General features: G+C 70.0%; 17 protein-coding genes. 12 read left to right on the top strand and 5 right to left on the bottom strand.

Going from position 1 to position 18,053, the window contains the following annotated elements; translation table 11 throughout:
• Together FNH05_RS12070 and FNH05_RS12065 are read left to right on the top strand one after the other, a co-directional pair.
• A partial coding sequence (locus tag FNH05_RS12070; RefSeq protein ID WP_186382510.1) for an RHS repeat-associated core domain-containing protein occupies nt 1-2,108 on the top strand: 2,108 nt, incomplete at its 5' end.
• 225 nt (nt 2,109-2,333) lie between these two features.
• Nucleotides 2,334-2,888, top strand: coding sequence for a sulfocyanin-like copper-binding protein (locus FNH05_RS12065; RefSeq protein WP_186382509.1), 555 nt, complete (start codon nt 2,334-2,336; stop codon nt 2,886-2,888).
• 19 nt (nt 2,889-2,907) lie between these two features.
• Here the strand turns inward: FNH05_RS12065 and FNH05_RS12060 are convergent, their stop codons facing one another.
• Entirely contained in the window at nt 2,908-3,879 is a 972-nt protein-coding gene (locus tag FNH05_RS12060; RefSeq protein WP_144587481.1) for a magnesium transporter CorA family protein, read from the bottom strand.
• A 164-nt stretch (nt 3,880-4,043) separates the two neighbouring features.
• Here FNH05_RS12060 and FNH05_RS12055 point away from each other — a divergent pair, with 164 nt between their 5' ends.
• The gene (locus FNH05_RS12055) at nt 4,044-4,952 is read left to right on the top strand and encodes a hypothetical protein (protein ID WP_144587479.1); all 909 of its coding nucleotides are present in this window, start codon (nt 4,044-4,046) and stop codon (nt 4,950-4,952) included.
• Between the two features lie 26 nt (nt 4,953-4,978).
• Here FNH05_RS12055 and FNH05_RS12050 read toward each other — a convergent pair whose 3' ends face one another.
• Nucleotides 4,979-7,303, bottom strand: a complete 2,325-nt coding sequence (locus FNH05_RS12050) for an MMPL family transporter (protein ID WP_144587477.1) — start codon at nt 7,301-7,303, stop codon at nt 4,979-4,981.
• Between the two features lie 107 nt (nt 7,304-7,410).
• Between FNH05_RS12050 and FNH05_RS12045 the strand changes: the two genes are divergently transcribed.
• From FNH05_RS12045 to FNH05_RS12015, 7 genes are all read left to right on the top strand, one after another.
• A complete protein-coding gene (locus FNH05_RS12045) occupies nt 7,411-8,025 on the top strand; it encodes a TetR/AcrR family transcriptional regulator (protein ID WP_144587475.1) in 615 nt (204 codons plus the stop codon).
• A 149-nt stretch (nt 8,026-8,174) separates the two neighbouring features.
• Nucleotides 8,175-9,644, top strand: a complete 1,470-nt coding sequence (locus FNH05_RS12040; RefSeq protein ID WP_144587473.1) for a glycosyltransferase — start codon at nt 8,175-8,177, stop codon at nt 9,642-9,644.
• Between the two features lie 167 nt (nt 9,645-9,811).
• Nucleotides 9,812-10,267 carry a YbaB/EbfC family nucleoid-associated protein gene (locus FNH05_RS12035; protein ID WP_144587471.1) on the top strand — a complete coding sequence of 152 codons (456 nt, stop codon included), beginning with the start codon at nt 9,812-9,814 and terminating at the stop codon, nt 10,265-10,267.
• Nucleotides 10,264-10,587, top strand: coding sequence for a type VII secretion target (locus tag FNH05_RS12030; protein ID WP_342781547.1), 324 nt, complete (start codon nt 10,264-10,266; stop codon nt 10,585-10,587). Before FNH05_RS12035 ends, FNH05_RS12030 begins: the two co-directional genes overlap by 4 nt.
• Entirely contained in the window at nt 10,584-11,285 is a 702-nt protein-coding gene (locus tag FNH05_RS12025; RefSeq protein ID WP_144587469.1) for a WXG100 family type VII secretion target, read from the top strand. The genes FNH05_RS12030 and FNH05_RS12025 overlap by 4 nt, the downstream gene beginning before the upstream one ends.
• Before the next feature lie 7 nt (nt 11,286-11,292).
• Nucleotides 11,293-11,925: a CdiA C-terminal domain-containing protein gene (locus tag FNH05_RS12020; protein WP_144587467.1), complete on the top strand. Its 633-nt coding sequence runs from the start codon at nt 11,293-11,295 to the stop codon at nt 11,923-11,925.
• A 16-nt stretch (nt 11,926-11,941) separates the two neighbouring features.
• The gene (locus FNH05_RS12015; RefSeq protein ID WP_144587465.1) at nt 11,942-12,388 is read left to right on the top strand and encodes a SitI3 family protein; all 447 of its coding nucleotides are present in this window, start codon (nt 11,942-11,944) and stop codon (nt 12,386-12,388) included.
• Between the two features lie 27 nt (nt 12,389-12,415).
• Here the strand turns inward: FNH05_RS12015 and FNH05_RS12010 are convergent, their stop codons facing one another.
• The 3 genes from FNH05_RS12010 to FNH05_RS12000 are packed head-to-tail and all read right to left on the bottom strand — an operon-like array spanning nt 12,416 to nt 16,658.
• Complete coding sequence (locus FNH05_RS12010; RefSeq protein ID WP_246127676.1) at nt 12,416-13,882, bottom strand: S10 family peptidase; 1,467 nt, start codon at nt 13,880-13,882, stop codon at nt 12,416-12,418.
• On the bottom strand, nt 13,882-14,748 hold the full coding sequence (locus tag FNH05_RS12005) for a MauE/DoxX family redox-associated membrane protein (protein WP_144587461.1): 867 nt from the start codon (nt 14,746-14,748) through the stop codon (nt 13,882-13,884). The genes FNH05_RS12010 and FNH05_RS12005 overlap by 1 nt, the downstream gene beginning before the upstream one ends.
• A complete protein-coding gene (locus FNH05_RS12000) occupies nt 14,745-16,658 on the bottom strand; it encodes an ABC transporter ATP-binding protein (protein ID WP_246127675.1) in 1,914 nt (637 codons plus the stop codon). The genes FNH05_RS12005 and FNH05_RS12000 overlap by 4 nt, the downstream gene beginning before the upstream one ends.
• A 147-nt stretch (nt 16,659-16,805) precedes the next feature.
• On the opposite strand from FNH05_RS12000, the gene FNH05_RS37995 reads away from it, so the two are divergent.
• Nucleotides 16,806-16,976: a hypothetical protein gene (locus FNH05_RS37995; protein WP_186382508.1), complete on the top strand. Its 171-nt coding sequence runs from the start codon at nt 16,806-16,808 to the stop codon at nt 16,974-16,976.
• A 97-nt stretch (nt 16,977-17,073) separates the two neighbouring features.
• The coding region (locus tag FNH05_RS11995; protein WP_144587459.1) for a class III lanthionine synthetase LanKC N-terminal domain-containing protein at nt 17,074-18,053 on the top strand (980 nt) is incomplete at its 3' end.

Genomic DNA, 18,053 nt, shown 5'->3' with positions numbered 1-18,053 from the left:
GGGTGACCCAATACGGCTACGACGCGCTCGGAAACATCGTGGAGCGCCGCAGCCCGACCGGGACCACCCGCTACACCTACGACGCCCTCGGCAGGATGACCTCGGCGGTACTGGGCGATGTCGAGCTCAAGGTGGGCTACGACAGCGAAGGCACCGTGCTCAGCGAGTCCGTCGACGGCCGCACGCTGACCTACCAGTACACGGACGACGGCCGCGTCACCCGGCGCACACCGTCCGGAGTGGACAGTGTGTGGACTCTCGGCGCCGCGGGCGATCCCGTCTCGCTCACCGTCGCCGGGCACACGGTGCGCTTCGGGCACGACGCGGGGGGCCGGGAGGTCACGCGCACGGTCGACGGCCGCGTAACCGTCTCCCAGGACTTCGACGCCGACGACAACCTCGTGGCACAGTCCGTCCAGGGCGGTACCGCCCAGCGACACCGCCGGTTCACCTACCGGCGGGACGGGCTGCTCACCGGGATCGACGACGCGCTGGCCGGGCAGACCCGGCTCGTGCTGGACGCGGCCGGGCGCGTCGTCGAAGTGCACACTCCGCGCGGAAGCGAGGCCTACCGCTACGACGGCGCCGGTAACGTGGTCGAGGCGCGGGAACTGCTCGCGGGGCCGACCGCGGGGGTTCGCCGCTACCACGGCAACAGGTTGGTCTCGGCGGGTGCCGTCGCCTTCGAACACGATCAGCAGGGCCGCGTGCTCGCGCGCCACGAGGGCGGCCGGGTCTGGCGGTACGTCTGGGACGGCCACGACCGCCTGGTCGCGCTCGCCACCCCCGAGGGCGACCAGTGGCTCTACCGCTACGACCCGATCGGACGGCGCATCGCCAAGCGACGCGTCACCACCACTGCGTCCGGCGCATCGAGGGTGGCCGAGTACTACGAATTCACCTGGAGCGGCGCACTGCTGGTGGAGCAGGTCCACGTCGACGAGCGGGGCACCCGGACCGTCACCACCTGGGACCACCACCCCGGCGACGACCGCCCGGTGGTCCAGGTCGAGCGGTCGGCCACGCTGGGTGAGCGGTTCTTCGCCATCGTCACCGACCTGATGGGACGGCCGACGGAACTCGTCGACCCCGCGGGATCGTTGGTGTGGCAGGCAAACCCGGGACTCTGGGGTCGCGAGCCCGGCCCGGCGGCCACTCCGCTGCGGTTCCCGGGGCAGTACGCCGACGCCGAATCGGGGCTGCACTACAACCTCTACCGCTACTACGATCCCGCGACCGGCCGGTACCTCAGCCAGGATCCGCTCGGGCTCGCCCCGGCGCCGAATCCCGCGGCCTACGTCGGCAATCCCCTGGCCGACTGCGACCCGCTCGGGCTCGCCCCGAAGTGCAACACGGGAAAGGGTCAGAAGGGGCAGAAGCCCGACCGTCCCGGCGGGGGCAACGACGCGGGCAACCTGCCCGGCAAGGGCGGGACCTCGGCGAGCGGGGCGTCGAAGAAGGCGACGCATCCGCTCGGCAGGCACGACGGGGTCGAGGTGCAGGTCGACTCGCACCAGGGCAAGCACCAGGTTGGGGCCACCAGTTTCGGCATGAAGTACACCGGCGGCTCGGGCACGAAGTTCCCCTCCAACGTGGGTGACAAGTGGCACGAGGATTACTTCTCGAAAGAGGTCGGCAAGTACACCAAGGAAGGCCCGGCCGGTGAACTCGACGCGAAGGTGGCGTCGAAGAAGGACAACCTTGCCGCGCACGAGGAGAAGGTCGAGGAACTCAAGAGCGAGTTCGCGGCCAAGGAGCAGGCGTTCAAGCAGGCCGGCAAGGAAGACAAGCCGGCCATCAAGCAGGAGGCCATGGAACTCAAGGAGCAGTACCAGGCGGCGGTCGCCGAGCGGGACGCCGCGAAGCAGGAGTACGACGCCGCGAAGGCGGAACGCGAAAGCCATGGCGAAGGAAACGCGATCCAGTACGACAAGAACGCGAAACCGGACGGCGTCCAGTACGACATGACCACCCAGTGGGTCAAGGAGGGTGACGACGGGCACTGGGTGACGACGTACCACGCGAATCCGGTGAGCAACACCTGGTGGAATGACTACGGCAGGCAGATCGCCAAGGAGTACAACCTTCCCGGCCCCTCGAAGTCCTGAGTGCCGCCGTCCCGTGTGGTGCCGGGGAGGCCGTGGTGCGCTCGATGCGCGCCGGGCTCCCCGGCACCCGCTCAGGCGCCGTGGGGTGTCCGGAGCCGGGCGAGCGGGATGTACTCCGCGCGCCGGGGTCGGGAACTTCCCCGTTCTCGCCGGACAAGAGTCGTTTCCCTCGGTCCGATAAGGGGAACAGGCTGGTGAACGGCTCGCGAGGACGGGGGCGGGAGAGTGAAGACGCAGCGGCTGCACGGCGGAAGGCTCGTGGTCCTGGTCATCGCCGCGGCCCTGGTACTCGGGGTCGCGACGACCGCGGTGCTCGCCGCGACCGGGGTCTTTCGTCCCACGCCGTCCGCCACCCGCTGCGGCGCGCCCGTCCTGCCCGGGCAGGTGGTGGACGTGACCGCCTCGGACATGGGCCGCGGGATGATGGGCGGCCCCGGGATGATGCGGCTGTGGCCGCGCCCGGCCACGGTGCGGCCCGGGCAGGTGTCGCTGCGGGTGTTCAACGCGGGCAGTCAGGCACACGAGGTGCTGGTGCTGCCGCTCGCGGCGGGTCAGACGGCCGGGAACCTTCCGGTCGGCAGTGACGGGAAGGTGGACGAGACCGGCAGCCTGGGCGAGGCGTCGAACAACTGCGGCGCGGGGGAGGGCGACGGCATCGAACCGGGCGCGGTGGGCTGGACCACGGTGACGCTGCAACCGGGCCGCTACGAGCTGCTGTGCAACATGCCCGGGCACTACGCCGCCGGTATGTACACCGAACTGGACGTCACGGGGGCCTAGGGGGCCTGCCTTGTGAGCCTCAAAGCCAGTCGCGCCGCCTGAACACGACGTACAGCGCGGCGGAGAGGATCACGATGACGGCCGTGGAGACCCAGAAGCCCCAGGTCTGGTCGAACCCCGGATAGGGGATGTTCTGGCCGTAGAACCCGGTGATCGCGGTGGGCACCGCGATGATGGCGGCCCAGCTGGTGACCTTCTTCATGATCGTGTTGAGCCGGTTGCCCTGGAGGTTGAGCTGGGTCTCCCGGATGGTCGTGACCAGGTCCCGCAGTGATTCGGTCCATTCCGTGGCGCGCAGGACGTGGTCGTAGACGTCCTGGTAGTAGGGCATGAGCACATCGTCGACGATGTGGAAGTCGCGGCGCATCAAGGCGTTCACGACCTCCCGCATGGGCAGGACCACCCGGCGCAGGGTGACCAGGCTCTTGCGCAGGTGCAGGGAGCGCCGCTGCATGTCCTTGTGGTCGACGTCCTCGGCGAAGACCAGGTCTTCCAGCGCCTCGATTTCCTCGTCGAGGGCTTGCACGGCGTCGAAATGGCTGTCGACGACGTGGTCGAGCAGGCCGTGCACGAGGAAACCGACACCGCTTTTGCCCAGTTCCGCCGCGGAATCCCAGCGCCGGACCACGTCGTCGATGTCGAAGTCCTCGTCCTTGCGGACGGTGACCAGGGCCCGCTCGGTGAGGAAAGCGGCGACCTCGGCCTTGCCGAGCACCCCGGTGGCGGGGTCGAGGCGGACGGCGTAGGCGGTGAGGAACGCGTGGGTGTCGTAGCGATCGAGCTTGGGACGCTGGTGTTCGTGTACCGCATCCTCCACGGCGAGCCGGTGCAGGCTCAGCTCCTCGGCGATGGTCGCGAGATCCTCTTCGGTGGGGGCGCACATGTCCAGCCAGACCGTGGCGCCCGGATCGCCCAGATGGTCGGAAATGTCGGCTGCGGGGAAGTTCTCGGCTTCCAGGACGCCGTTGCGGTAGAGACGGGTGCGGGCCATGGCGCCCCACGGTAGAGACCGGCGCGGCACCGGCTCACCCCGGGCCGGAAATCATCCTTTCCGCGAGATGCGGCGTGCGGGCCGGTGGGCGGAGGGTGAAAAACGCCCGGAAATCCGGTCCGGGCAACGGGATGCGGTGGGCCGGGGGAGAGGGGTTGGTACCGATGACCGGGTGCGGGGACGAAGCCGGGACCGACTTCGCGCCGCTGCGCGCGGTGGCCGACGCCCTCCTCTACGAGGGCTACCAGCTCCACCCCTGCCGCGAATCCTCGCCCCGGAACCTCGTTCGGAGGCAGTCCGGGGTGCTGGCCCCGCGGCCGTGGGTCGAGCGAAACGGGCCCGTCGCGGCGGTCGTCGCCGGTTCGGTGGAATCGTGGCGCCAGCAGACCGAATGTGTCGTCGAGGCCCGTGAGGGTGACGACGTCACGCTCCGGGCGCGGATCCGGTTCCTGCAGACACAGGGGAAAAGCGTCGAGCGGCGAGGGCCCGGCGGCCGGTACACCGGCGTGGAGTCGCTCGACGTCGACGGAACCCGGCATCTGTCCTTCGACGAGGCCGTACCGCATGAGGCGGACCTCGTCGTGCCGTTCGGCGACCTGGTGGACGGTTTCACGGCCGGGATCGGCGCTCCCGGCGGGGAGGAGACCTCCGCCCTGGGTGCCGTGGGCCGGGTGGTGCGCCGCCGGTGGCCGCTCGAAGCCGTGGCGAGGCTGCGTGCCGAACCGGTCGAAGGACAGGACGGGGTGTACCGGTTGCGCGTCCGCATCGAGAACACGAACACGGCGATCGGCCCCGGGGCCTCCCGTGCGGTGGCGCTGCGTCAGGCGCTCATCGCCACACACATCCTGCTGGGTGGGTGCGGGTTGCGTTTCGTGTCGCTGCTGAAACCACCGGAGTGGGCGAGACGGCCCGTCGCCGCCTGCCAGAACATCCACACCTTCCCGGTCCTCGCCGGACCGTACGGCAGTCGTGAACACCTGCTCTCGGCACCGATCCCGCTCTACGACTACCCGCAGAGCACCCCGTGTTCCGGCGGCGACCGCCGGGACGCGACCGAGCCGCTCCCGGTATGACCACCGCATCGCGGTGCGGAGGCCGGTCACGGATGGTCGGCGGGCACCGGGGCCTGTGCTCCCGAAGGCCGTTCCCCCCGGAGCCTGCCGAGCAGCCGGTCACCTTCGAGGTCCAGGCGGGGGAGGACCCGGTCGAGCCGGCGCGGGATCCACCACGCGCGCTCCCCGACGATCGCCAGCACCGCCGGTACCAGGGTCATGCGCACGAGGAAGGCGTCCACCAGGATGCCGACGGCGAGGGCGAACCCGACCTGCACGACCATCGGGTCCGCGTTGAACGCGAATCCGGCGAACACCGAGATCATGATGATCGCGGCCGCGGTCACCACGCGGCCCGCGGTGGCGAAGCCGGAGGTGATCGCCCGGTGCCCGGTCTCGCCGTGGACGCGGGCTTCGCGGATCGAGCTGACCAGGAAGACCTGGTAGTCCATGGCGAGCCCGTAGAGCACGCCGGTGACCACGATCGGGAGCAGGCTGAGCACGGGGGCGGTGGCGTCGAGTCCGAGCAGTCCCCGCAGCCAGCCCCACTGGAACACCGCGGTGGTCACGCCGAGGGTGGCGGCGACGCTGAGCAGGAACCCGACGGTGGCCTTGACCGGCACGACGAGGGAACGGAACACGAGCAGCAGGACGAGCAGCGACAGACCGAACACGGTGGCCAGGTAGACCGGCAGGGCCGCGGCGATCCGGGCGGAGACGTCCAGGGCGAGAGCGGTGAACCCGGTGGTGCCGAGGGAAACGCCGTCCTGCCGTTCGAGCAGGCCGGCCCGGTCGCGAAGGGTCTGGACGAGCTGCCGGGTTTCCTCGTCGTTCGGCCCGCCCGCGGGGATGACGCTCAGGATCGCGGTGTCCCCGCGGCCGTTCGTGCCTGTCAGGGAGACCGAGACGGCTCCGGGCATCGCCCGGAGCGCGGCGGCGACCCGCCCCAGTGCCTCCGGCGGGATCGCTTCGCCGGGGACGGTGTTGCGGGCCACGACCGTCAGCGGTCCGTTGTAGCCGGGGCTGAAGGCCCGGCTGACGGCGTCGAAACTCTGCCGCTGGGCGGTGCCGGAGTGGTAGCTGGCTCCGGAAGGAAGACCGAGTTTCATGTCCAGCGCGGGCAGGGCCAGCACGGCGGGGATCACCAGTGCGCAGGCGAGCGCGAGGTGACGGTGCCGCACCAGCCTGCCCGGCCGTCGCGCCGCCTTGGGGCCGGTGGTGCGGGGTTTCGCGCGGACCCTGGCCGAGCACACCCGCTCGCCGAGCAGCCCGAGCAGGGCGGGCAGCAGGGTCACGGCCGCCAGTACCGCGATGGCCACCGTCGCCGCGGCGACCAGTGCCATGGTGGTGAACAGGGTGATGCCCACGACGAGCAGGCCCGCCAGTGCGATGACGACGGTGCTGCCCGCGAAGAAGACGGCGGTGCCCGCCGTGCCGACGGCACGGGCGGTCGCTTCCCGCGCGTCGAGGCCTTCGCCGAGGATCAGGCGGCGTTCCCGGTTCACGATGAACAAGGCGTAGTCGATCCCCACCGCCAGCCCCAGCATGAGGGCCAGAACCGCGCTCAGGGAATGCATTTCCAGCACGTGCGACAGCGCGAAGGCGCCGCCGACCCCGAGCGCGACACCGGTGAGCGCGATGATCAGCGGCAGCCCGGCGGCGAGCACCGAGCCCAGCGTGATCACCAGCACGATCGCGGCCACGGCCAGGCCGGTGATCTCGCCCGCCCCGGCCAGTTCCGGAATCTCGATCATGGATGCGCCGGGCAGTACCCGGATGCCCAGCCCGGACACCGGGGCCCGGGCCGCGTCGAGGGTGCGCGCGACGGTGCCCGCGGGCAGTTCGTAGGTCTGGACGTCGAACTGGAACTGCAGCAGGGCCACCGAGCCGTCGGCGGAGACCAGCACGCCCGGGACCGGACGGCCGTCGGCCGGCAGGAGGGCGGGTCCTCCTGGCGCCGGGCCGCCGCTCGCCCCGGCCACCGCGGCAGTGGCGCGCAGCAGGGCACTGTCGGGGCCCTTCGCCAGCTCCGCGGCCAGTACCCGCCGCGGGTCGATGACGTGCGGGCACCGGTACACCCCGTCGACCGCCGCGACGAGCGCCTGCCTGCCGGGGCCCTCGTCGAGCCGGGTGCCGTCCGGGGCGCGGAAGGCCACCATGCCCTGGCCGCCCGCGGCCTCCGGCATGGCCGCCGCGAGTTCGTCGATGACCTGCTGGGACGGGGTTCCGTCGATGCGCACCTCGTTGCTGACGTGCACGGGGAAGGCCAGCAGCAGTCCGGTCAGCGCGGCGAGCACCGCGGCCCAGCCGCCGACCAGCCACCACCGCCGGGTGAAGGCGAACCTGCCGATCCGGTAGAGCAGCACGGACATCGGACACCTCCCGGAAGCGATAGTGGACTATCGAAACGAGAGGGGGCTATCACCCATTGGTGTCACAGGCTCGGTTAGCGTGGACCTTGGTGAAGGAGGGGGTGGCTGTGCCGGGAAATGACTCTCGTGCACCGCGCCGCAGGGTGGACGCGCTGTCGAACACGGCGCGGATCATCGCGGCCGCACGGCGGGTGTTCGGCAGGGGTGACGGGTCCGGTTCCCTGGAGAAGATCGCGGCCGAGGCCGGTGTCGGAATTGCCACGCTCTACCGGCACTTCCCGAATCGGGAGGCTCTCGCGCGCGCGGTGTTCGACGACCTGTTCGACACCGAGATCGCCCCCATGCTCCAGGGCGTGGCCCACGGCGGCACCCTGCGCGGATCGCTGACGGACGTGGTCGAACGGATCCTCGACGTGCTCGTCGAGGAACGCGGGCTGATCTCCTTCGCCGGGAACTTCATCGAGCTCGCGAGCGAAACCCTCACCCGCTTCGCCCAGCCGTTCCGGGAACTGCTGGGCAGGGCGCAGGCCGACGGCGAGGTCCGGCAGGCCCTCCTCGCCGAGGACCTGCCCCGCATCCTCGTGATGGGGGTGGCCGCGCTGACGCTCCCCGGCACGACAAAGGCCGTCCGGAACCGGTATCTCACGCTGATCTTCGACGCACTCGACGTGCGGGGAGCCACTCCGCTGCCCCCGCTCGAAGGGCGGGACCACGAGCGGTGAGTCCCACGCTCGTGCGCTCGTGTCCCACGCTCCGGCGCGTGAGTTCCACGCTCGGCCGCTGTTCGTGTCAGGGGCGCGCCCTCAAGGCGACCTTGAGGGCCGGGCGGCGTCGCAGGGTTCGAGGGCGAAAAACGGGCTAATTCCCAGACATGCCCCTGCTCGACTCGGTTCCGATCGCGGCGCTTCCGCTGGAGCGGTTCGAGCCGGTGATCGGCGGTGGAGCCTTCCACCGGCTCTTGGAGCGTTTCGCGCGTGCCCGCGACCTCCTCGGCGGGCACGCGATGTGGCACGTCAACTCGACCTCGCGGGGCGGCGGCGTGGCCGAAATGCTCGTTTCGCTGCTCGCGTACGGCCGGGGGGCCGGCATCGACGAGCGGTGGGAGGTCATCGAAGGCAACGAAGCCTTCTTCTCGGTCACCAAGCGCATCCACAACAACCTGCACGGCGCCGCCGGTGACGGCCTGCCGCTCGACGACGAGGCGCGCGAGGTGTACGAGTCGGTCACCCTCGCCGCGGGGGAGGAACTCGCGGAGCGGATCGTGCCGGGGGACATCGTCCTGCTGCACGATCCGCAGACGGTGGGCATGATCCCCGTGCTCAAGCGGCTCGGCGTGCCGGTCGTGTGGCGGTGCCACGTCGGGATCGACGCCCCGTCCTCGCACACGCGCGCGGCATGGGCGTTCCTGCGCGGTTACGTGCGGCAGGCCGACGCCTACATCTTTTCCCGCAGGCAGTACGTCTGGGAGGATCTCGATCCGGACAGGACCGTCCTCATCGCCCCGGCGATCGACATCTTCTCGCCCAAGAACCAGGTGCTCTCCGACGGTCAGGTCGACGGGATCCTCTCCGCCGCGGGGCTGCAGGAGGGTTCCCGGACGTTCGCGGTCGAGCCGTCCTTCCTCCGCATGGACACCTCGCCGGGGCGGGTCGAGCGGCGCGCCGAGGCGGACGAGCGCCGGCGCCTTCGCCCGGATGACGTGGTGGTGCTGCAGATTTCGCGATGGGACCGGCTGAAGGACCCGATCGGGGTGATCGACGGGTTCGTGCGCCACATCCTTCCCCGTTCGGAAGCGCATCTCCTCTACGCGGGACCGTCCGTCGACGCGATCTCCGACGATCCCGAGGGCAAGGAGGTACTCGAGGAGGCGCGGGGACGCTTCGCGGCTTTTCCCGGAGAGGTACAGGAACGCCTCCACCTCGTGACGCTCCCGATGGTGGACGTCGAGGAGAACGCCGCGATCGTCAACGCGTTGCAGCGCCGTGCGCAGGTGGTGGTGCAGAAGTCGATCGCCGAGGGGTTCGGGCTCACCGTGGCCGAGGCCATGTGGAAGGAACGACCGGTGGTGGCCAGCCGGATCGGCGGAATCCAGGACCAGATCGAGGACGGCCGGTCCGGGAAGCTGGTCGGCGCGCAGGACCTGGCCGCCTACGGCCGGGCCGTCGTCGACCTGCTCACGGAGCCGGCGCTGGCGGCGCAGATGGGCGCGCGGGCCCGGTTCCGCGTGCGCGATGCCTTCCTCGGGACCCGGTCGCTGCTGCAGTACATCGCCCTCTTCGAACGCCTCGTGCTGGGGCAGGGGCATCCGGCGGAGGTGTCGGTCCCCTCGGGCTACGTCTAGCAGTCGTCTAGCAGTCGTCTAACAGTCGTCTAACAGTCGTCTAGCAGAGCCCTCGTGGGATCGCTCGTTGGGCCAGTCGAGGGAGATTGTCTCTTTCATCCCTTATCGTGGTTTTCGCCCGTTACACTCCGAGCCTGCGAATGGTGCCGTGGCGCGAAGGGGGCGACGTGGACGCACGCATCCTCGACCCGGAGGGGGCTCGTGAGCGGTTGGCCGCGTGGAAGGACCGGATCGACAAGCTGGCGGCCGACACGCGGGCGATGAGCGAGCGGCTGCAGGCGGTGCGGGTCACCGCCGGCGATCCGGCCGGGCTGGCCGAGGTCACCGTCGACTCCACCGGTGCGCTGGTGGACCTGCGGCTGACCGACCGGATCCAGCGGACGCCCCCGGCCGTCGTCGCCAGGACGATCCTGGCCACGCTGGGGGAGGCGAGGAACCGGCTCGCCGACCAGTCACGGGAAATCATCAGCGAGACTGTGGGCACCGGGTCCGCCGCAGCGGCCCGCGCGATCGCCGACACCGTCGAACGACGGTTGCGCACCGGCCCGCCTCCCGAACGCCCCGGCGGTTCCGGCGATGACGACGAAGGGTTCGACCTGCGCTCCTACCTCGGCCGGCGGTGAACGTGGGCGAGGGGTACCACGTCGACGTGGAGCAGCTCCGTGCCCACGCGGCCAACGTCGAGGCGATCAAGGACCGGTTCGGCGCGGTGAAAGCGGCCGGCACGCGGATCGCCCGGGACGATCAAGCCTACGGCCTGCTGTGCGGGTGGATCGCCGCCGTGTTGGAGGACCGGCACACGCGGCAGGGCGAGTTGTTCTCCTATGTGGAGGAAAACCTCGCTCTGGTCGCGCAATCGCTGCGCACCACCGCGGAAGAGTACGAAGCACTGGAAGACCGGCACACCGGCCTGATCCGCTCGGCCGCCGAGGAGGTGGCATGACGGACGACTCGCTGGTCGCCCCGGTGCGGTCCTCCCGGGAGGCGTGGACCGGGTCCGGTCTCGCGGACAGCATCGAGGGGCTGGTCGAGGCGATCGACAGCGAGGGCTGGGTCGACGACGTGCTGGCGGGCGCGGCACTGGGGGTCGAGGTCGCGGCCAGTGTGATGGACCCCATCAGCGCCCTGCTGGCCAACGGCCTTGGCTGGGCCATGGAGTACTTCGACCCGCTGCGGGAGATGCTGGACGAGCTCACCGGGAAGCAGGACGTGGTCCGGTCCCATGCGGAGACCTGGAACAACATGGCCACCGAACTGGACGACATGGCCACCGACCTCCGCTCCCGGCTCGCCGGCGACCTTCCGGACTGGCACGGCGACGCCGCGGACGCCTATCAGCGCATGATGGCGAACAACGTGGAAGCACTCGGTGGCCTGGCCGCGATCTCCGCGGCGATGGCGGCGGCCACCGAGGGGGCGGGTGGTCTGGTGGAGCAGACGCGCGAGATCGTCCGCGACCTCATCGCCGACCTGGTCGCCCGGGTGATCGTGTGGGCGGCCGAGGCGATCTTCGTGATCACGATTCCGGTGGTCGCCGCGCAGATCGCCGCCGCGGTGGTCAAGTGGGCGGGGCGCATTCTCACCTACACCACGGGGCTGATCACCAGCCTGACCAACCTCACCAAGCTGCTCGACGGATAGGGCGGTCATGGCGAGACCGAAGAATCCGGGGCATGGCCGGGACGGCGTTGACGGCGAAACCGGAAGGCCGTCGCAGAAACACGGTGACATCGACGCCGGGGCGGGAATCTCCAGCGCGCAGCGGGCCACCTTCGAAGCCGCGCAGCAGGGACGGCCGGGAGGTTCCGATGGCCGCACGCCACCACCGAATCCGCCGGGCCGGACGGGACACACCAGGCCGTCGGGACAACCCGACCCGAACTCCGAACCCGGTGGGACACCGACCGACACCTCCGTGGGAAGTCCGAAACAGCGCGAAGGCCACCGGATCGAGAACGATTCGGCGACCATCCTGGCCAGGGCCGGGTACAAGATCAGCCAGAACACCGGTGAGAAGGGTGTGAACGGCACCAGCGACCCCGACTACAACATGGAGGGCAAGCTGTGGGACTGCTATGCGCCGAGCAGCGACAAGCGGGACAACGTCCGGAGCGAGCTCCGTGACAAGGCGAAGAAACAGTCCGGCAGTATCGTCATCAACATGGCACGGAGCCCGATGACGGTGGAGGAGATGAAGGCGATCCTCCCGCACGTCAAGGGGCTCGAAGAAGTGAAGATCATCGACAGGAACGGCACCATCATCGATGCCTTCCCGCAGTGACGGCAGGATGTGATTCGTGTCCATCACCTACAAGCTCGAACTGGGGGCGCCGGTCGCCCCGAGCGCGGTCGTGTCCGCCCTGACCGAGGGCGCCGCCGGAATCGCCGAAGCGCACACGGGCACCAAGGGATCGCTGCGCGGAGGCGGCTGGTTCGATGTCGACGTCGCCGAATACGACCCGCCCGACCCGGTGGAGCAGGAGTTCGGCTTCGCGCCGACCGTCGAGGTCTACTTCGGACTGAGCAAGTCCGGCGACTTCGAGGCCCAGGAGACCGATGTGCTCCGGCTGGTTCTCGCCGTGCTGGCCAGGATTCCCGGGGACGCGCTCCTCCATTTCGAGCACGACGAAGTGTGGCTGCTCCGTCGTGGTGGGCGGTTGACCGTCAACGGGGCCCTGTGGAAGCCCCAGCAGCTCGCCCTGCTTTCCCCACCGTACGAGACGGCGCCACTGGCGTTCGGTTGAGCCCCGCCGTGGCGGGGCTCGCCACCGTCACTCCGGATCGCGCCCCGTGTTCGACGTGGTGGCCACGAAGCGCGCGAGATCGGCCGACTGCCGTATCCGGGTGGGTTCGTGGACGTACATCATGTGTCCCGCCGGATAGTGGGCGCGCTCGATGTTCCCCCGGAGCTGTGCGGGAATGGCCAGATGCGCCAGCACGTGTTCGGCCGCGAAGTACGGGGTGGCGCCGTCGTAGTGGCCGAACGCCACATGCACCTTGAGATGGGGGTTCGCGCGCATCGCCGAACCGAGTTCGTCGACCGCGGACACCGGGCGTCCTTCGAACTCCGAGAACGACCACCGGGAACCGGCGTCCATGGACAGCACCTCGTAGCGCAGGTCGCTGGCGTAGCCCAGTTCCTCCCGCACGTAGTGGTTGAATCCCGCGGTGTAGGCCCCGGCGATCCGCGAGTACGAGGCGTCGTCGCTCATCCGTTCCGCGCCGCCGTCGGGTTCCCAGCCGGTGAACCGGCCGTCCAGGCGCCCGGTGGCCAGGCCGCGGTCGCGGAGCAGTTCGGTGAAGAACCGCATGTGTTCGATCCGCAGCTCCACCCGGTCCACATAGGACTCCGAGAGCCCGGTGAGGGAGGCGAGCCTGCGGGCCACGTCCGCGCGGTCGGCGCCGGACAGCCTCCAGCCGCGGGCCAGGGCCCAGGGCAGGTCCCGGGAGGCGAAGTCCTCGGCCTCGGCCAGCACCTCGCCGAGCGGGCGGTCACCGTGCTTGCCGTGGTAGTGCGCGATGGCGGCGTAGGTGGGGACGAACAGCGCGGACGACTGGTCACCGCCGGCGGGGAAGGAGATCGTGCCCAGGTCGAGCACCGCCGACAGCAGGATCAGGCCGTTCAGGTACATCCCGTGCCGCTGCTGCAGATGCGATGCCAGCGCGGCGGCCCGCAGCGTGCCGTAGGACTCTCCGGCCAGGTACTTCGGCGAGAGCCAGCGCCCGTTGCGGGAGGTCCAGAGACGGATGATCTCGCCGATCGACTCCAGATCGCCGGTGAAGCCGTGGTAGCCGGACGGGTCGCCGCCGCTCACCGCCCGCGAGTAGCCGGTGGACACCGGATCGATGAACACCAGGTCGCTGTGCACCAGCAGGGTTTCCGGGTTGTCGGCGAGCCGGTAGGGCGGTGGTGCCGGGGAGTCCACGTCGCCCGACAGGACCCGGCGCGGCCCCAGCAGACCCAGGTGCAGCCAGATGCTGGCCGAGCCGGGGCCGCCGTTGAACGCGAAGGTCACCGGCCTGGTGGCCGGGTCCGCGCCGTCGGCGGTGTAGGCGGTGAGGAAGACCTCCGCCTTGGCGACGTGCCCGTCGAACTTGCCGTCGGTCAGCGCCTCTTCCCGCAGCACGATGCGTCCGGTTTCGGCGGTGTAGGCCAGTTCCCGGTCCGTCAGGCGCAACGTGTGCGGCGTGCGGACGAGATCGTCGGTGGGCGTGGGGTTTTCGGGGGAGTCGTTCACTATCGCACCTCGGCCAGCATCGCGTGCAGTTGTTCGGGACTGGCGGCACCGCCGTGCGCCAGTACCGTTCCGGTTCCGCTGGTGATCGCCGCGTAGGGCGGCCAGGGAATGTTGTTGGTTTCGAACACCCGGGGCCCCGTCACCACGGGAAGGTCGTCGTCCTGTACGGCCACGTGCTCACGCAGTTCCGCCTCGGAGGCGGCGCTCACCAGCACGAGCCGGAACCCCTTCGCCGCCGAACGGAACTCGGGCAGCATGCGGCGGCACAGCCCGCAGTCCGGGGAGACGAAGGCGAAGAGCAGGAACTCGGAGCCCGCACCGAGTTCGCCGATCGGGGCCGGAAGGTCGATGATCGTGCCGGTGCGCGGCCCGACCGGACGGGTGGTCCGGCGCCTGACCAGTGTGGACAGTCCGAACAGGACGGCCAAGATGACGGCCGCCACCGCCAGGTGTACCGGACGGAAGGCGGCTCGCGTGGCCAGCGCCGCCGGAACGGTCAGCGCCAGCAGGAGCCCGGTGCGCACCAGCGTGCCGGGGCCGATCGTGTCGCGCACTCCGGCGAAACAGCCGCAGTCCACCCGCATGCCGCGCGCCAGGGTCGAGGCCATGCCGGCCAGGAAGGCGGCGAACAGGACGAAGGCCAGCCCGGCGCCCCAGAACCGGGTTCCGGGCAGCACGAGCAGCACCGCGCTCACCAGTTCCGTGCCGAGGACGAGACAAGCTACCGGCAGTGCCGCCCGCGCCGGCACGATGTCGTAGCCCGCGACGGATTTCGCGAACGCGGTGACGTTCGTGAGCTTGCCAAGGGCCGCGAAGGCGAGCACGGCGGCCAGTGCGAGGGGCGCCGAAGCGAGCAGGATCGTCATGCGGTGCTCCGGTCGAGATACGCGTTGGCCTGCAGCCGGTAGAGCTGGGCGTACTGGCCGTCGGCGAGCATGAGTTCGGTATGGGTGCCCTCTTCGGCGACCCGTCCCGATTCCAGCACGTACACGCGGTCGGCGTGGCGCACGCTGGACAGCCGGTGCGTGATCAGCACGACCGTCCGCCCGTCGGCGTGCTGCCGGATCCGTTCGAACAACGCGTGTTCCGCTCGGGCGTCCAGCGCGGAACTCGGCTCATCGAAGATCATCAGTTCCGCGTCCCGGTAGAAGGCCCGCGCGATCGCGATCCGTTGCCACTGCCCGCCGGAGAGGTCCTGGCCCTGATGGAACCGCCGGTCCAGCAAGGTGTCGTAGCCGTGCGCCAGCCTGCCGATGACCTCGTCGGCTCCGGCGGTCTCCACCGCCTCGGCGAGTCTGACGGGGTCCACCGGCCTTCCGAGCGTGACGTTCTGGCGCGCGGTCAGCGGCCAGCGGGTGTGGTCCTGCGCGATGACCGAAATCTTCTCCCGCAGCGCGTCCCCGGATATTCCGGCGAGATCCGTGCCGTCCCAGCGGATCGTGCCCGAGTCCGGTGTGTACAGTCCCGCGAGCAGTTTGGCCAGGGTGGTTTTGCCCGATCCGTTCTCCCCGACCAGTGCCACCACCTCGCCCCGCCGGATCGTCACGCTGACCTCGTGCAGGGCCGGTGTGTCCGAACCCGGGTAACGGAACGTCACGCGATCGGCGACGATCTCGGCGAAACCGGGCGGGGCGGCCGAGCCGCCCACCGAAGGGACCCGGTTCCGCGCCAGTTCGCAGAAGGCGAGATAGTCGCCGAAGTACAGTCCCGCCTCGTAGAGCCGGTTCACCGACTGGACGAGGCTGGTCAGTGAGGTCTGGCCGGTGCGGATCGCCAGCACCGCGGTCCCGGCGACGGCGAGTGCGATCACGCCGAAGGACAGCAGCGCGCCGAGCGCGACGTACACGGCGGCCAGCGCGAGGCCGCCCAGCACGCTGCCCGCGACCCTGGTTCCGGTCCGTTCCCTGGCGACGTCGAGTTCCACCTGCTGCTCGGTTTCGGCGACCTGGTCGTACTCGCCGAGCAGGAACTCGCGCAGGGTGAAGGCCCGGACCTCGGCGGCGGGCAGCCGCTCGGCCATCAGATCGGACAGAAGATACTTGCGCCGGCGTGCGGTGGACACCCGGCGGAAGGCGAGGTAACGCATCCGCGCCGTGCGCAGAGCCGCCCAGCCGTCGGGCACGGCGGTGACGAGCAGCAGGGGCAGCAGCACCGGATGCAGCAAGCCGAGCGTGACGGCGGTGGCGAGCACGCCGATCGCACCGGTGAGGACGTTTACGGTCATTTCCACCACGGTGGCCGAATCCGGCACGCCGTTGTCCCGGGCGCGCTGCATCGCGTTGTGGAACTCTTCGTCGTCGAAGGCGGTGAGCTCGACCTGGGTGGTGAGGTGGAACAGCCGTTTCTCGGCGAGCCGTTCCACTTGTGGTTTCAGCCTTTCCTGCGCCCACGAGGCTCCGGCGAGCAGGCCCGCCCTCAGCGCGGTCGCGCCCGCCACCATGGCGAGTGCGGGCAGCGCGGCGAGCACCCGCTCGGCGGTGGGGCCCGCGGCGAACAGGGATTCCAGTACCCCGGTGGTGGCCAGCAGGCCGAACGCGGTGAAGAACCCCGCCGCGAGGTTGAGGCCGAGCGCGGCCGCGGTGTCGCGACGGCTTGCCTGCCAGGAGATCTTCAGTGCGGCACCGGTGAAAGCGGGCAGGCGGCGGGCCATGGCAGCCAGCCGTGCGGACTGCACTTCTTCGTCGTGGGTTTCCCAGTAGCGGGTGGCGAGACCGGACTGCGCGGTGGCCCCGGCGGAATCGGTGTGGCGGCGCCGTCGTGGCCAGAAGCGCTTCACGACGGGCAAAACTACTGGTTTGTTTCCCACGTGTCAACGAGATGTTTTGGCTCCTTTTGGCGTATCGACGAACCAGGTTCACGGGTGTCAGCCTTGATCGACAATCAGTCCGCACCCACAAGGTGCTTCTGAGAAAGGGGAAACATCATGTCCACTCTCACCCTCGAACCGCGCGATGCGGGCGTTCTCGACGACGAGGCACTCACCGTCGACTTCGAGAACGAACTCGCCGAACTCCTGCACGGGCCGCAGGCCTGCGTGAACACCTGCGTCCGCACGGTGTGCTCGAGCTACCCCTGCTGCCCGTCGATCGTCTGATCCGCCGTTGACCGGAAAAGGCCACCGCCGGCGGTGGTGGCCTTTTCCGCCATGCCATCTTTCTCGCGGAGGAGTCGACTGAATGGGGGTTTCGACGATGGACACGGCAGTTTCCGGCACCGAGGTGGATGTGCGCGCGCTGGTCGCGGGCCTGGCCGGGCCGGAGTGCGAGGTCGACGACGGTGACACCTGGGTCGCGGTCCGGCGGGCAGGACTGCGGATCCCTTCGCAGGGCTGGAAAATCCACATCTCGGCACGGCCGGGGACCCTCGGCGAGACCCTCGGCCGGGTGCTGCCGGTGTTGTTCGCCGCCGAATGCGAGTTCAAGGTGGCCCGCTCGCCCGAGGTCCTGCGCGAACTCAACACGGGTGATCTCGATCCGGGCGTGGTCGGGAAGGCGATCACCGTGTACGCCGCGGAGGAAGCCGTGGTGCCCCTCGGCCTTCGTCTCGCCGAGGCCACGCGGGGCCTGTCCGGTCCCCGCATCGTCAGCGACCGCCGTCTCCGCCGGGACGCGCCGGTGTACTACCGCTACGGCCCGTTCCAGCCGCAGTACCGAGTCGACGACAACGGGGACTTCGAACTGGTCGTCGTCGGTCCGGACGGCGAGGTGCTTCCCGGCGCCGCCGGTCCCGAGTTCGACTGTCCACCGTGGACTTCCGATCCGTTCCGGCCCGCTGCGCGGTCCGGTGCCGCCACGGCATCTGCGGCTTCGCCAGGGAACGGGAACCCGGGGCCCACCCTTGGCGGGATCTACCGCCTGACTTCCGGGGTGATGCGGGGGCCGCGAGGAAGCGTCTACCGTGCGGTGGACCAGGGCGGGCGGCGGCTGGTGATCAAGGAGGCCCGCGCCTACGTCTCCGAGCGCACCGACGGACTGGACATTCGCTGGCAGATCCGCAACGAGCGCCGGATCCTGCAGGCGCTCGAGGGCGTGGCCGGTGTGCCCGGGCTGGTCGACCATTTCCGGCACGGCGAGGACGAGTACCTGGTGACGACGGAGGAGGGCACCACCGACCTCAACCGTTTCGTCAACGAGAACGGACGTTTCTTCGACGAGCCCGGTAACACCGGGCG

It is taken from the genome of Amycolatopsis rhizosphaerae, assembly GCF_007713715.1.
GTDB classification, from domain to species: domain Bacteria; phylum Actinomycetota; class Actinomycetes; order Mycobacteriales; family Pseudonocardiaceae; genus Amycolatopsis_E; species Amycolatopsis_E rhizosphaerae.
The sequence above is the reverse complement of the archived record's forward strand: the minus strand, read 5'-3'. Positions and strand labels throughout refer to the sequence as shown.

Coding starts and splice junctions, on each gene's coding strand:
- FNH05_RS12060 (WP_144587481.1), bottom strand. CDS start 3,879: ATGGCCCGCACCCGTCTCTACCGCAACGGCGTCCTGGAAGCCGAGAAC.
- FNH05_RS12055 (WP_144587479.1), top strand. CDS start 4,044: ATGACCGGGTGCGGGGACGAAGCCGGGACCGACTTCGCGCCGCTGCGC.
- FNH05_RS12050 (WP_144587477.1), bottom strand. CDS start 7,303: ATGTCCGTGCTGCTCTACCGGATCGGCAGGTTCGCCTTCACCCGGCGG.
- FNH05_RS12040 (WP_144587473.1), top strand. CDS start 8,175: ATGCCCCTGCTCGACTCGGTTCCGATCGCGGCGCTTCCGCTGGAGCGG.
- FNH05_RS12025 (WP_144587469.1), top strand. CDS start 10,584: ATGACGGACGACTCGCTGGTCGCCCCGGTGCGGTCCTCCCGGGAGGCG.
- FNH05_RS12020 (WP_144587467.1), top strand. CDS start 11,293: ATGGCGAGACCGAAGAATCCGGGGCATGGCCGGGACGGCGTTGACGGC.
- FNH05_RS12005 (WP_144587461.1), bottom strand. CDS start 14,748: ATGACGATCCTGCTCGCTTCGGCGCCCCTCGCACTGGCCGCCGTGCTC.
- FNH05_RS37995 (WP_186382508.1), top strand. CDS start 16,806: ATGTCCACTCTCACCCTCGAACCGCGCGATGCGGGCGTTCTCGACGAC.